The sequence below is a fragment of the Mesorhizobium sp. 1B3 genome (genome assembly GCF_050958605.1).
In the GTDB taxonomy this organism is placed as follows: Bacteria; Pseudomonadota; Alphaproteobacteria; order Rhizobiales; family Rhizobiaceae.
On the sequence record NZ_JBJHDO010000017.1, the window covers coordinates 51,598 to 64,152 of the forward strand.

Consider the following 12,555-nt stretch of genomic DNA (forward strand, 5'->3'; position numbering starts at 1 on the left):
CCATGACGTATCTCCCCGAACGGCTCATCGCGGGCTACCGCAACTTCATAAACGGCCGCTATGCATCGGAGAGCGACCGTTATCGATCGCTTGCCCGCGAAGGACAGGCGCCTCAAACGATGGTCATCGCCTGTTGCGATTCCCGCTCTGCGCCTGAGACAATCTTCGATGCCGGTCCCGGTGAGCTGTTCGTGCTGCGAAACGTCGCGAATCTCGTGCCGCCCTACGAACCCGACGGCGAATTCCACTCCACCTCGGCAGCGCTCGAATTTGCCGTCCAAAGCCTCAAGGTCAGCAACATCGTGGTGATGGGCCATGGCCGCTGCGGGGGCATAAAGGCGGCCCTCGACCCTTCTTCCGAACCGTTGTCGCCGGGCGACTTCATCGGCAAATGGATGAGCCTCGTCGCCCCCGCCGCCGACGCCGTTGCCGGCAACAGGCTGATGACGACCACCGAGCGCCAGACGGCACTGGAACGCATCTCCATCCGCTACTCCATCGCCAATCTCAGGACCTTCCCTTGTGTGAAGATCCTCGAAGCCAAAGGCCGCCTTACGCTGAGTGGCGCCTGGTTCGATATCTCGACCGGCGAATTGTGGGTGATGGATCCCGCAACCGGCGATTTCCACCGGCCGGAGCTCGACTGATCCAACCATTGAACAGAACCGTTGCTATCCGTGCCCTCCATGGGGCGGGCGGACCGTCGGTTCGGGCAGCATCCGCCAGGCGAGCCACGATATTATCGCCATGACGCCCAGCGCCGGGATGACTGTCGCCATGGCGCTGACCGGCTCGGCCATCAAGGCGCAGACCATGCCGCCCAGTAGCCCGCCGCCCATCTGAAAGAAGCCGCTCATCGACGAAGCAGCCCCCGCGATATGCGGGAAGGGGGCCAGCGCGGCAGTCAGCATCGCCGGCATGACGAAGGCGATGCCGAAAGCATAGAAGCCGACCGGTCCCATGACGCTCAAGAAGGTCGGTTCGTAGAGACGCAGGCTCACCGCGAGTGCCGCGGAGCCGATCGCAATGCAGCCGAGGCCGACCGGCACGAGGTTGGCCGAGCGGACATAGGGCATCAGCCAACGCGCTACGAGAGCACCGATGAAGAACATGCCGGACTGCATCAGCATGCCCATGCCGAACTCCGTCGGCGTCAAGCCGACCCGCTCCATCAGGATGAAGGGCAGCACCGTTGCCTGGGTGTAGAGCGCCCCGACCGTGCCCGCGAGCACGAGGCTGCAAAGGACGAAATAGGGCGTGGTCAGCAGCGTGCCGTAGGATCGCATCAATGCCTGGGGCTTGATGCGCGACAGATCGCGCTCGACCGTCTCGACCATGAAGAAATGCACGATGACCATGATGGCCACCGCCGCCGCGAACATGATCATGAAGATCGCGTGCCAGCCGGCGATCTCCATGGTGATGCCGCCGATGGTCGGCGCCGCGGCGGGTCCGATGCCGAGGATAAGCCCCATCAGGTTCATGATACGGGCGGAGGTCTCATGGGTGAAGAGATCGCGAACCAGCGCGCGCGAGATGGCGAGCCCCACCGCCGCGCCGACCCCCTGGAAAAACCGCGCCGCGATCAGGAACTCGATGCTGGGCGCGACGAGAGCCAGCAGCGACGCCGCGAGATAGATCGAGAGAAAGGCGAAGGTCACCGGCTTGCGGCCGAAGCCGTCGGACAATGGGCCGCAAATGAGCTGGGTGAAGGCGAAGCCGGCGAAATACAGCGACAGCGTCATCTTGACCGCCGCTTCGGTCGTGCCGAACGCCTTTACGAGTTCGGGCATGGCCGGCGTGAACAGCGCCATCGAGATCGGCCCGATGGCGATCAGCATCGCGCCGATCAGGCTGACGCGCCGCTCGCTCATGACCAGCGGCGGCGGAAGGGGAAGCTGCATGTTCATACGGCAGCGCTTTCCCGGCGGACAGCTTTGCAGCGAACTTCCGTCAGATTGGCGCGGACCTGCTTGAGCGTGTCGAGGAAACGCTGCCAGTCGGCCGGCGTGATGCCTTTCGACGCGTCGGCGCGAAGCCCCGCTGCGATGGGCTGTATTTTCGCCAGGACCGACTCGCCCTCGGGCGTGAGATGGACGAGCTTGGCCCGGCGGTCGTCGGGATCCTGACGGCGTTCGATCAATCCGCGCGACTCCAGCCGGTCGAGGGCGGAGCTCAGCGTCATCGCCTCGACCGCCATGCGTTCGGCGAGCACGTTCTGGCGGACCGCGCCGGCACGCGCCGCATGGGAAAGTGTTCTGCCTTCACCCGGCGTGAGGCCAAGCCCGGCCTCTTCGGTGCGGCGGTCCATCTCGGCGCGGGTAAGACGCGTGACGTCGGCGATCAGGAAACCAAAGCTGTCGGGATCGGGGCGTTGCGGCATAAACTAAGCCTTCCTTATAATAAGTGTGGCTTACTGACGGCTGCCTGCTCCGTCAAGCGATTGCACGTGCCCCTCCCGCGGCCTACATGGTTGCATGAAGTTCCCGCCGCCCAGTTTTCGGAAATCCCAATGACATCGACCCCGATCGACCTGACCAGCCATCCCTTGACCTGTTGGAAGGGCCCGCTCCGCATGCCCGACTTCGCGGCAATCCGGGACGATCAGTTCGGGCCGGTGTTCGATGCCGCGATAGCCGCGCATCAGGCCGAGATCGATGCGATCGCAGCCGGCGGGGAGCCCGCCACCATCGAGAACACGCTGGCCGCTCTCGAACTCGCCGGCGAGCCCCTCGACCATGTCTCCGCGATCTTCTGGTGCCTGGCCGGCGCTCACACCAACGACACGATCCAGGCCCTGGAGCGCGAGATCGCGCCGAAAATGGCGCGCCACTATTCCGGCATTTCGATGAACGCGGCGCTGTTTTCCCGCATCGATGCGCTTTACCAGGGCCGCGCCGCACTGAAGCTCGACGCCGAAACCCTGCGCGTCCTCGAGCAGACCTGGAAAGGTTTCCTTCGTTCCGGCGCAAGGCTCGACCAGGCCGGCAAGGAGCGGCTGGCAGCAATCAATGAGGAGCTCGCCGGCCTCGGCGCGCGTTTCGGCCAGAACGTGCTCGCCGACGAAAGGGACTGGGCGCTGTTCCTCGACGAAAGCGACCTTGCCGGCCTGCCGGACTTCCTCAGGAGCGCCATGGCGGAAGCCGCGGAGTCTCGGGGGCAGAAGGGCAAATATGCCGTCACACTGTCGCGCTCCATCTATGAGCCCTTCACGACCTTTTCCGAACGCCGCGACCTGCGCGAGAAGGCGTTCAAGGCATTCACAATGCGCGGCGAAAACAGCGGCGCCACCGACAATGGCGACGTCGTGAAGCGCACGCTTGCCTTGCGCGCCGAGAAGGCCAGGCTGCTCGGCTATGGCAGCTATGCCGCGCTGAAGCTGGACGACACCATGGCCAAGACGCCGGAGGCCGTATTCGGCCTGCTCGACCCCGTCTGGGACAAGGCTCGGGAGAAGGCGGCCGCGGACCAGGTCGAATTGGAGCGGCTGGCCGCAGCCGCCGGCGGCAACGAGCCTTTCGCGGCCTGGGACTGGCGCTACTACCAGGAGAAGCTGCGCGCTGAGAAATACGCCTTCGACGAGGCAGAGCTGAAGCCCTATCTCCAGCTCGAGAAGATCATCGAGGCCTGCTTCGACGTGGCCACCCGGCTCTTCGGCATCCATTTCGAGGAGAGGAAGGGTATCGCCGCCTGGCATCCGGACGTGCGCGTCTTCGCGGTGAAGCATGCCGACGGCTCGACGCTGGGCACCTTCCTGGCCGACTATTTCAATCGCCCGTCAAAGCGCTCCGGCGCATGGATGAGCGCGCTGGAATCCGGCTACCGTCTCGGCAAGGGCGCGAAGCCCGTCATCTACAATGTGATGAACTTCGCCAAGCCGCCGGCAGGCAAACCCGCTTTGCTCTCCATGGACGAGGCCAAGACGCTGTTCCATGAATTCGGCCATGCCCTGCATGGGATGCTGAGCGAGGTGACATGGCCGTCGGTCTCCGGAACCTCGGTCAGCCGCGACTTCGTCGAACTGCCATCTCAGCTTTACGAGCATTGGTTGACCGTTCCAGCGGTGCTCGAAAAGCACGCTCTGCATGAGAAGACCGGCAAACCCATGCCGAAGCTGCTCATCGACAAGATGCTTGCCGCGCGCAATTACGATGCCGGCTTCGCCACCGTCGAATTCGCCTCGTCCGCCCTTGTCGACATGGCCTATCATGCCCGGACCGACGCCCCGGCCGACCCGCTGCGCTTCGAAGCCGAGACGCTGGAAAAGCTCGGCATGCCGGACACGATCGCCATGCGCCACCGCACGCCGCATTTCACCCATGTCTTCGCCGGCGACGGTTATTCCGCCGGCTACTATTCCTACATGTGGTCGGAAGTGCTCGACGCCGACGCCTTCGCCGCCTTCGAGGAGACGGGCGATCCGTTCAATGCGGATCTCGCCACCAAGCTCAAGAAGCACATTTACGCAGCCGGCGGTTCGCGCGACCCGGAAGAGCTTTATCTCGCCTTCCGCGGCAAGATGCCGACACCCGAAGCCATGATGCGCAAGCGGGGATTGGACTAGGGGCATACCCATCCGGCCTCGCGATGACCCCTCATCCGGCCCTTCGGGCCACCTTCTCCCACAAGGGGAGAAGGGAGACCGGCGGCAACGCCTATGCCAATCGCCAAAGCGTTTGCGGTTGGCAGGAGCGCTAATGCAAAACTCCCCCTTCTCCCCTTGTGGGAGACGGTGGCCTCGCGAAGCGAGGTCGGATGAGGGGTGGTCGGATCACACCACCGGCGCTGCGCGCCGTTCGAACAGCGCCGTTGCCCTGAGCGCTTTCGCAAGCGACTCGCGCTCGTTGCCGGCAAGCGGCGAAAGCGGCGGCATCATGCGCCGCCAGGTGGCTTCGCCGGAAAGCAGGGCAAGCGTCTCCTTGACCGCCGCCACCAGCGGGAACCTGGCGATTTCCGCCCTTATGCGCACGGCCTCGGCGAGAGCCGCCTCTCTCTCCGCCTGCGTCCTGCCGGTGAAGGCGGCCTGCGCGAAGGGTCCCGTGACATTGGCCGTCGCCGAAATGCAGCCAGCCAGGCCGAGTTCGGCGGCCTTGCCGATCGCCGCTTCCGCACTGGGGAAGACGTCAAACCCTGGCAGTAGCTTTGCCAGGCCGCCGGAATAGTCGAGGTCGCCCGTGCTGTCCTTCAGGCCTTTCAGCGTCTCGGGGAAATGGTCGCGCAGCCACGCGACCGCGTCCGGCGCGTAGGGCACCCCCGAATTGGCGGGGAAGTGGTAGAGATATAGCGAGAGGCCGTCGGGCCCGACCCGCTCGGTCACCGCCGTCACATAGGCCACGACGGCGTCGGAATCGATGCCCTTGTAATAGAAGGGCGGCAGGAGGAGCGCGCCGGCAAAACCGAGCGCCTTGGCCTCCGCCGTCAGCCGGCAGGCATCGTCGAAAGCCGCCGCTCCCGTGCCGACCATGAAACGCGACAGCGGCAAACCCGACGCGGCGACGGCCTGCATGGCGGCAAGGCGCTGGTCCAGCGAAAAGGATGTTGCCTCCCCCGTGGTTCCGAGCAGGTTGATGCCGTCGCAACCGCCTTCGCCCAGCAAGTAGCGGCAATGACCGACGAGCCGGTCGAAATCGATGGCGTGGTCATCGGTCAGCGGGGTCGCGGCGGCGGCGATGACGCCCCTCAGAGTATTCATGTCCAAGGCTCCGTAAGGCTATCGAGATTATCCGTGCACCTTTTCCTGCGGCGCGACGGCAGCCACCTCGGCGTGGTCGAGCTCGGTCCGGTAGGTGGCCGACGCACCGCCCGGCTCGCCCCAGCCGGTGACGCCGGAGCCGAAGAATTCGGCATTGATCCTTCGGAAATGCTCCTCATGCGGCGGCAGCTCGTCTTCGGACCAGATCGCATCGACCGGACATATCGAAAGACACAGGCCGCAGCTGATGCACTCCACCGGATGGATGTACATCATGCGGCCGCCTTCGTAGATGCACTCGACCGGACAGACATCCTGGCAGGCGCCGTCCTTCACGTCTATGCAGGTCGATGCGATGACATAGACCATGGCCGGCTATCTGCCCTTCCATTGCGGCCGGCGTTTCTCGCGAAATGCCGCCACGCCTTCGTCCTGGTCGGTCGACTGCAGGGCTTCGACGAGTTGCGGCAGCCGCAGCATCTGGGCCTGGCCGGCCGTCATGCCTTCTCCGGCCCGCACCATCGCCTTGATCGCCCGTGTGGAGAGCGGCGCGCAGGCGAGAATGTCCGCGATCCACCGATCGATGGCGGCATCGAGTTCCTCATGCGCGACGACCTCATTGACGAGACCGAGTGCATGCGCCTCCGAGGCCGGGATCCGCCGCCCGGTGAGCAGCAGACCCATCGCCTGGACATGCGGGATGCGGCGGGTGAGAAGCGCAATGCCGCCGTCCAGCGCAAGCCGCCCGACCCGCGGCTCGGGCAGTCCGAAGCTCGCTTTGTCGGACGCGACCACGATGTCGCAGCCCAGCACCATCTCCATGCCGCCCCCCAGCGCATGGCCATTGACGCGGGCAATGACCGGCACGTCGAGCGTGGCGCGCAGGGCGATACCGCCGAAACCGCCGGGGCGTGGCGCCGCCCAATATTCGAGGCCGGACAGGCCGTCGCCTCCGCCCTTCATATCCGCCCCCGTGCAGAACGCACGGTCGCCTGCCCCGGTCAGCACGACGACGCGGACATCGCGATCCCGCTCGATCGCCTCCCAGATCCGCACAAGCTCGGCTTCGGTGGCGAGGTCGACCGCATTCATCCGGTCCGGGCGGTCGATGGTGACCCGAGCGACATGGTCGCTCACATCGAAGGTGATGCTCATGCCGCCGCTCCGCGGCGCTCGCCGGAGAGGATGCCGGAAGCGATGAGCGCGTCGATGTCGGCGGGCCTATAGCCGGCTTCCTCGAGCACGGCACGGCCATCGGCACCCAGGCCGGGCGGCGCATGGCGCAGCCTGAAGGCACCCTCACCCATGGTGAGCGGCGAGCCCAGAAGCCGCGCCGTTCCGTCACCCGCGGGATCGATGATCGACCCGTTGGCCTCGGTCTGTCCGTGGGCGAGCGCTTCGGGCAGCGTCAGCACCGGGGCGCAAAGCAGGTCCTGCTCTTCCAGCTTTGCCAGCCAATGTTCGGTGGTGTTCGAGGCGAAGCGCTCGCGGAACATGGCCTGCAATTCGGCCTTGTTCTCCGTCTGACGCGCGAAGCTCGAGAAACGCTCCTCGAGCGACAGGTCCGGCAGGCCGAGCGCGGCCGAGATGTCGCGCAGCGGATTGGCCTTGAAGGCGCCCACCAGCACCACCGCGCCGTCTGTGGTGGGGAACACGCCAGTGAGCGGGAAGGAAGCCCAGTTGAGATCCTTGCGGCGCTGCAGCCACATCGCCGCTTCCTGCATCTGCATGGCGAGCATCGACTCGAACAACGACACGGAGACGGCCTGACCCCGGCCGGTCTTCTCGCGCTGCAGCAGCGCGAGAAGGATCGCCTGGACGAGATGCATGCCGGCGGAATAGTCGGCAAGCGCCGTCGGATAGATGGTCATCGGGGTCGAGGAGTCCGCACGCCGGGCCATCACACCGGACAGGGCCTGGGCCAGGATATCCTGCCCGCCCTTGTGCGACAGCGGGCCGGAAGGGCCAAAGCCCGAGCCGAAAGCCGATATGATGCGCGGGTTGATCGCGGCGAGCGCCTCGTGGCCGAATCCCATGCGCTCCATGACGCCGGCGCGGAAATTGTTGACGACCACATCGGCCGTCCTGGCCAGCCGGTAGATCACCTCCTTCGCCTCGTCCTTGCGCAAGTCGAGAGCGATCGAGCGCTTGTTGCGATTGAGGCTGCGGAAGACCGGATTGTCATGCCCGTCGGGGTCGTCGGCGATCGAAGTGCGCGACAGGTCGCCCGCCCCCGGCCGCTCGATCTTGATGACGTCGGCACCGTAATCGGCCAGCACCTGCGTACAGCAGGGCCCGAGCATGACCTGGGTGAAATCGATGACCTTGATGCCCGAGAGCGGCTGCGTTCCGGCTGCTTCCATTCTTCCTGCTCCTCTCATATTCCCGGCCCTGGATGTTGACACACCCAGGGCGCCTCAGTCGCCGGCGCGGCCCATTCCGGCCGCTTGGCTTTCGCGCCACCGCATCGGCCCGAACCGAAGGTTCGGAAAGCACGATGCGGCAACTCCAAAGTGGCAGAGCGTCCTTTGCGCGTCCGAACGGACGCGCGGCGCTCTGCTGGCGCGGCGCGCAGTCGCGCGCTCCGACGGCCAACGTTGTTGGACGTCGGTATCATTCCGCTGCAATCGAGAAAGTGGCGTTCGACGCCGGCTGGTCTCCGGGATCGGCGCCCTGCTCGCGCAGCAGGCGCTGCACCTTCGCGATATCGACCTTATCGACGCTCACACCCTGGTCCAGGGCCACGGCAGCCGCGACACCGACCGCCTCGCCCATCGCCATGCAGGGCGGGATCTCGCGTGAGATGCGCTGAGCCGCAGCCGTCGACGAATAGTGCCGGCCGGCGACCAGCAACTGCCCGACATTCCGGGGCAGCAGCGAGCGATAGGGATAGTAGTAATCACGGCCGCGCGCGACGGAATCGGCGAAGTGCCGGCGCGACGCCACATCCTCCTTGCTCATGACATAGGCGCCTTCGAGCAGTCGCGACGTGCGTACCCCGAGCTGCGGCGCGACATCGATGACGAAGGCGTTCCGGAAGCCCGGCATGTTCGCCCGCGCATATCCGACGAGCGCCGCAATGCGCTCGCGGCCCCTGGCGTCGGCGCGCGTCAGGTCCTCCACCGAGGTACCGTCGAAACCGGCCATATGCGGGCAGTTGCACCACACGACCCCGTCGAGCGGCGTTTTCAGCCACCAGCGTTCCCACGAGCCGCCCATGATGCGCTTTGCCTCCCGGTCGGCGGCGGCGAAGGCTTCCGGCTCCTCATATTCGAAGCGCTCCGCCTCCTGCGTGTCTACCCCGCCAAGGCGGAAGACGGTGGTGACGATGAACGAACCCTGGCTGTAGGCCGCACCGGCCGACGCGGCGACGTCGAGGTCGCCGGTCGCATCGACCACGACCTTGCCGAGAACCGCCTGCCGCCCGGCCTTGGTCTCGCAGACGACGCCTTTGACGGCGCCCTCCTCGACGATGGCGCGGGAGAACCAGCTATGAAGGCGCAGGTTGATGCCGGCTTCGGCGACCATGTCGTTCGAGGCGCGCTTGAAACCGTCGGGGTCGAAGGCCGAGGCATAGCAGATCGGCTGCGGCTTCTGGTGGGAATGGAAGTTGTAGACACCCCAGCGCGCCCATTGCCGGAACTTGGTCTCGTCCGAGACCCAGTCCGCCTCGGGCGGCGTGACGCAGAGACCCATGCCGGTCATGCGGTCGATCAGCTCTGAGCAGAGGCCCCGCACCGTGACCTCGTTGCCGTTGCACATGTCGTCCAGGACGAGCACCATGCCGCCGGAGGCCAAGCCCCCGAGATAGGGGTAGCGTTCGAGAAGCGTCACGGAGAGGCCGTTGCGGGCGCCGGCGACAGCCGCGGCTATCCCCGCGGGGCCGCCGCCGACCACAACAAGGTCGGCCTCGGCCACCACCGGCAGCTTCCCGCCGGGTTCATCGATCATTCGAGCAGGCATTCTTGATCTCCCTGAGGGTGAGGCCGCGGTTCAGCGCACGCCGCCGACATTCCATTTGAGGAAGCGGCGTTCGGCCCACGAGATGGCGGCGAAGAAACTTGCGGAGAAGACGGATCCGACCACGATCGTGGCATAGAGCAGCGGCGAGTCGAAATTGTAGGTCGCCTGGATGATCAGCGCGCCGATGCCCACCGTCGAGCCGATCCATTCGCCGACGATCGCACCGATGACCGCCGTGGAGGCTGCGATCTTCAGGGCCGAGAACAGATAGGGCAGGGCGTTCTTGAGGCGGACCTTCAGGAACACTTCGCGCGGCGAGGCCGACAGGACATGCATCAGCTCGAGCTGTTGCTTGTTCACATCGCGCAGGCCGCGCGTCATGTTGACCAGCGTCGGGAAGAAGCAGATCAAAGCCGCGATGGCGATCTTCGGCTCCATTCCGTTGCCGAGAAGCAGCACGAGAATCGGCGCCTTGGCGACGACGGGGATCGTGTTGATCATCACCGCGATTGGGAAGAAGGCCTCTTCCAGCGTTTCCTTGTAGGCGAAGGCCGTGGCGATGGCGATTGCCGCCAGATTGCCGATGAGAAAGCCGGAAACCGCCTCGATGGCGGTGGGTGCGAGATTCTGCATCAGCATGGGGAACTTGCCGACGAGCACCGTGAAGATGGCGCTCGGTGCCGGCGCGATGAAGGGTTTGATGTCGAACACCCGGACCGCGACCTCCCAGATGACGACGAGTGTCAGGAAAGTGACGAGCGGCAGCAGCCGACGGCGCCATTCCATCCGGCGCTTGGCGGCGAGATAGACGGCCTGGGCCTCGTTGTCGTCGGCGAAGGCGCCGAGCGGCGTGTCGGTGGCGGAAATGGACATGTCAGCAGCTCTCCAGGACGCGTCGCAGATGAGAGACGAGGGCGACGAATTCGGGCGTCTCGCGCATGGCGATCTTGCGCGGCATCGGCAGATCGACGGCTACGCGTTCGCGCACACGGCCCGGCCTGGCCGCGAGCAGCAACACTTCCTGGCCGAGGAATGCCGCCTCGTAGATCGAATGGGTGACGAAAAGGATCGTCGTGCCGGTGCGTTCCCAGACCGCGAGCAGCTCCTCGTTCAGCCGGTCGCGGGTGATCTCGTCGAGCGCCCCGAAGGGTTCGTCCATGAACAGAAGGCGAGGGCTGGAGACCAGCGCCCGGGCGATGGAGACGCGCTGTCGCATGCCGCCGGACAGTTCGTGCGGGAGGGCATTCTCCCAGCCGCCGAGGCCGACGAGATTGAGCAACTCGCGGGGATCACGCTCGCGCCCGGCCGGCGCGCCGCCGCCCACCTCGAGCGGCAACGTCACATTCTCCAGCACGGTGCGCCAGGGCAGCAGCGCGGCATCCTGGAATACGAAGCCGATGTCGCGTCGCGAGCGGGCCTCGGAAGGGTAGCCGCCGAAGACCCGGGCCGTCCCCGTGGTCGGCTTGATGATGTCGGCCACGACCCGCAGCAGGGTCGACTTGCCACAACCCGACGGGCCCAGCAACGTCAGGAAGCCGCCCTTCGGCACGGCGAGATCGATGCCGTCCAGCGCGGTGATGGTTCCGCGATCGGTGGTGAAGCGCACCGAGACCTTCTCGAGCTCGACCGCGTGATCGGCGGCCGAGGGCGCTTCCGGCGCAGGGCGCGCCCTGTCATAGTCGACGGCTGCGGCTAGAGCCATTTGGGAGATCCTCCTTCTGCTTCCGGGCCGAGAGCACGGGATCGAGGCGCAGAGCACCGACCGATCAAAGTCGATGCACGCGGTCTGAGCGTTCAGCCGATCTTGGGACGGGCAGCAGCCGTGGCGTCGAGGATCGCCGCGCTGACGACGTCTTCGAGTTTTGGGGCTCCCGCGGAGAATTGCTCGAGCTCGTCGTAGAGGGTGATCTGCGCCTGCCAGACGGTGGGATCGAAGGTGCCCCAGCCGTTTTTGGCGGTGGCTGCGGTGAACATGTGCTCGAGCAGAACGTCCGCGGCCTTGACTTCGTCCGCCTTGACCAGATTGGGGTAGTCCTTGAGCAGGAGATCGACCGCCGCCTCGCGGTTGCTGTAGGCGTATTCCCAGCCCCTGGCGGCGGCGCGCAGGAAGCCGGCCAGGACCTCCGGCTCTCCTTCGATCATGGCGGTGGTGGCGTAATAGGGGTTGGCGTAGAGCTGGACGCCATTGTCCCACAGCTTCATCGCCACCCTGTCCTCGCCGAGCACGGCAATGGCCGTCGTATTGGTGAGCCAGCCGGTGACGGCGTCGACCTGGCCGGAAACGAGCGGCGTCATGTCGGCACCGACGACGACCACCTCGACGTCGCTTTCCGGGATGTCATGCTTTCTCAGGAGTGCCGAAAGCAGCACCTTGCCGGTCGCCTGGATGCCGATCTTCCTGCCGACCATGTCCTTCGCCGTCTTGATCGGCTTGGAACCGAGCGAGAAGAAGGCGTAAGGGTGTTCCTGGACGCTGACGGCGAAGGATTTCACCGGGATGCCCTGCGAGGCGGCGAGCATCAGCGACGGGCTCGACGAGACTTGCCCGATCTCGTACCGGCCCGACGCCACGATGGCGACGCCGTCGATGTTGGGTCCGCCCGGCTGAATGACGAAATCGAGCTTCTCTTCCTCGAAATAGCCGAGATGCTTGGCCGCCACCTCTCCGAGCTGGTTGCCGCCGCCGAGCCAGCCGAGCTGCATGTTGATGGTGCGCGTGCCGCCGGCGGCACGCACGCGGCCCGGAACAATGGTCGGCAGCGCCAGAGCACCAGCGGCGGCAGCGCCTGCCTTGAGAAGTCCGCGGCGTGATAGTCCGGAATTCAGCATGTCTTCGTTCCCCTGTCGCGAGAGAGATCGTTCCTCGAATCTCGAATGCTCGTGTCGGTCCGGCGGGGCAT

The 12,555-nt window shown here is 65.7% G+C and carries 12 protein-coding genes; 2 read left to right on the plus strand and 10 right to left on the minus strand.

What is annotated here, in order from left to right:
* Positions 1–2: 2 nt before the first annotated feature.
* Positions 3–647, plus strand: coding sequence for a carbonic anhydrase (locus tag ACCO56_RS30140; RefSeq protein ID WP_433644645.1), 645 nt, complete (start codon positions 3–5; stop codon positions 645–647).
* A 24-nt stretch (positions 648–671) separates the two neighbouring features.
* On the opposite strand, the gene ACCO56_RS30145 is transcribed toward ACCO56_RS30140, so the two are convergent.
* Entirely contained in the window at positions 672–1,910 is a 1,239-nt protein-coding gene (locus ACCO56_RS30145; protein ID WP_433644646.1) for a multidrug effflux MFS transporter, read from the minus strand.
* Positions 1,907–2,383 (minus strand): MarR family winged helix-turn-helix transcriptional regulator, encoded by a 477-nt coding sequence (locus ACCO56_RS30150; RefSeq protein ID WP_433644647.1) that lies wholly within the window; start codon positions 2,381–2,383, stop codon positions 1,907–1,909. The genes ACCO56_RS30145 and ACCO56_RS30150 overlap by 4 nt, the downstream gene beginning before the upstream one ends.
* A 129-nt stretch (positions 2,384–2,512) precedes the next feature.
* Between ACCO56_RS30150 and ACCO56_RS30155 the strand changes: the two genes are divergently transcribed.
* On the plus strand, positions 2,513–4,564 hold the full coding sequence (locus ACCO56_RS30155; protein ID WP_433644648.1) for a M3 family metallopeptidase: 2,052 nt from the start codon (positions 2,513–2,515) through the stop codon (positions 4,562–4,564).
* A 207-nt stretch (positions 4,565–4,771) separates the two neighbouring features.
* Here the strand turns inward: ACCO56_RS30155 and ACCO56_RS30160 are convergent, their stop codons facing one another.
* The 8 genes from ACCO56_RS30160 to ACCO56_RS30195 all read right to left on the minus strand — a co-directional run bounded on the left by ACCO56_RS30160 (position 4,772) and on the right by ACCO56_RS30195 (position 12,484).
* Positions 4,772–5,692 (minus strand): dihydrodipicolinate synthase family protein, encoded by a 921-nt coding sequence (locus ACCO56_RS30160; protein WP_433644649.1) that lies wholly within the window; start codon positions 5,690–5,692, stop codon positions 4,772–4,774.
* 27 nt (positions 5,693–5,719) lie between these two features.
* On the minus strand, positions 5,720–6,061 hold the full coding sequence (gene fdxA / locus ACCO56_RS30165) for a ferredoxin (RefSeq protein WP_433644650.1): 342 nt from the start codon (positions 6,059–6,061) through the stop codon (positions 5,720–5,722).
* 6 nt (positions 6,062–6,067) lie between these two features.
* Positions 6,068–6,847, minus strand: coding sequence for an enoyl-CoA hydratase-related protein (locus ACCO56_RS30170; RefSeq protein ID WP_433644651.1), 780 nt, complete (start codon positions 6,845–6,847; stop codon positions 6,068–6,070).
* Positions 6,844–8,055, minus strand: coding sequence for a CaiB/BaiF CoA transferase family protein (locus ACCO56_RS30175; protein WP_433644652.1), 1,212 nt, complete (start codon positions 8,053–8,055; stop codon positions 6,844–6,846). The genes ACCO56_RS30170 and ACCO56_RS30175 overlap by 4 nt, the downstream gene beginning before the upstream one ends.
* A 250-nt stretch (positions 8,056–8,305) precedes the next feature.
* Positions 8,306–9,655, minus strand: a complete 1,350-nt coding sequence (locus ACCO56_RS30180; protein ID WP_433644653.1) for an FAD-dependent oxidoreductase — start codon at positions 9,653–9,655, stop codon at positions 8,306–8,308.
* A gap of 30 nt (positions 9,656–9,685) precedes the next feature.
* Positions 9,686–10,528, minus strand: a complete 843-nt coding sequence (locus ACCO56_RS30185; RefSeq protein ID WP_433644654.1) for an ABC transporter permease — start codon at positions 10,526–10,528, stop codon at positions 9,686–9,688.
* A 1-nt stretch (position 10,529) separates the two neighbouring features.
* Positions 10,530–11,357, minus strand: a complete 828-nt coding sequence (locus tag ACCO56_RS30190; RefSeq protein ID WP_433644655.1) for an ABC transporter ATP-binding protein — start codon at positions 11,355–11,357, stop codon at positions 10,530–10,532.
* 92 nt (positions 11,358–11,449) lie between these two features.
* On the minus strand, positions 11,450–12,484 hold the full coding sequence (locus ACCO56_RS30195) for an ABC transporter substrate-binding protein (protein WP_433644656.1): 1,035 nt from the start codon (positions 12,482–12,484) through the stop codon (positions 11,450–11,452).
* Positions 12,485–12,555 lie beyond the last annotated feature (71 nt).

Bases quoted from the DNA above. Each gene is read 5' to 3' on its own strand.
- ACCO56_RS30140 (WP_433644645.1), top strand. From the start codon at position 3: ATGACGTATCTCCCCGAACGGCTCATCGCGGGCTACCGCAACTTCATA.
- ACCO56_RS30145 (WP_433644646.1), bottom strand. From the start codon at position 1,910: ATGAACATGCAGCTTCCCCTTCCGCCGCCGCTGGTCATGAGCGAGCGG.
- ACCO56_RS30150 (WP_433644647.1), bottom strand. From the start codon at position 2,383: ATGCCGCAACGCCCCGATCCCGACAGCTTTGGTTTCCTGATCGCCGAC.
- ACCO56_RS30155 (WP_433644648.1), top strand. From the start codon at position 2,513: ATGACATCGACCCCGATCGACCTGACCAGCCATCCCTTGACCTGTTGG.
- ACCO56_RS30160 (WP_433644649.1), bottom strand. From the start codon at position 5,692: ATGAATACTCTGAGGGGCGTCATCGCCGCCGCCGCGACCCCGCTGACC.
- fdxA (WP_433644650.1), bottom strand. From the start codon at position 6,061: ATGGTCTATGTCATCGCATCGACCTGCATAGACGTGAAGGACGGCGCC.
- ACCO56_RS30170 (WP_433644651.1), bottom strand. From the start codon at position 6,847: ATGAGCATCACCTTCGATGTGAGCGACCATGTCGCTCGGGTCACCATC.
- ACCO56_RS30175 (WP_433644652.1), bottom strand. From the start codon at position 8,055: ATGGAAGCAGCCGGAACGCAGCCGCTCTCGGGCATCAAGGTCATCGAT.
- ACCO56_RS30180 (WP_433644653.1), bottom strand. From the start codon at position 9,655: ATGCCTGCTCGAATGATCGATGAACCCGGCGGGAAGCTGCCGGTGGTG.
- ACCO56_RS30185 (WP_433644654.1), bottom strand. From the start codon at position 10,528: ATGTCCATTTCCGCCACCGACACGCCGCTCGGCGCCTTCGCCGACGAC.
- ACCO56_RS30190 (WP_433644655.1), bottom strand. From the start codon at position 11,357: ATGGCTCTAGCCGCAGCCGTCGACTATGACAGGGCGCGCCCTGCGCCG.
- ACCO56_RS30195 (WP_433644656.1), bottom strand. From the start codon at position 12,484: ATGCTGAATTCCGGACTATCACGCCGCGGACTTCTCAAGGCAGGCGCT.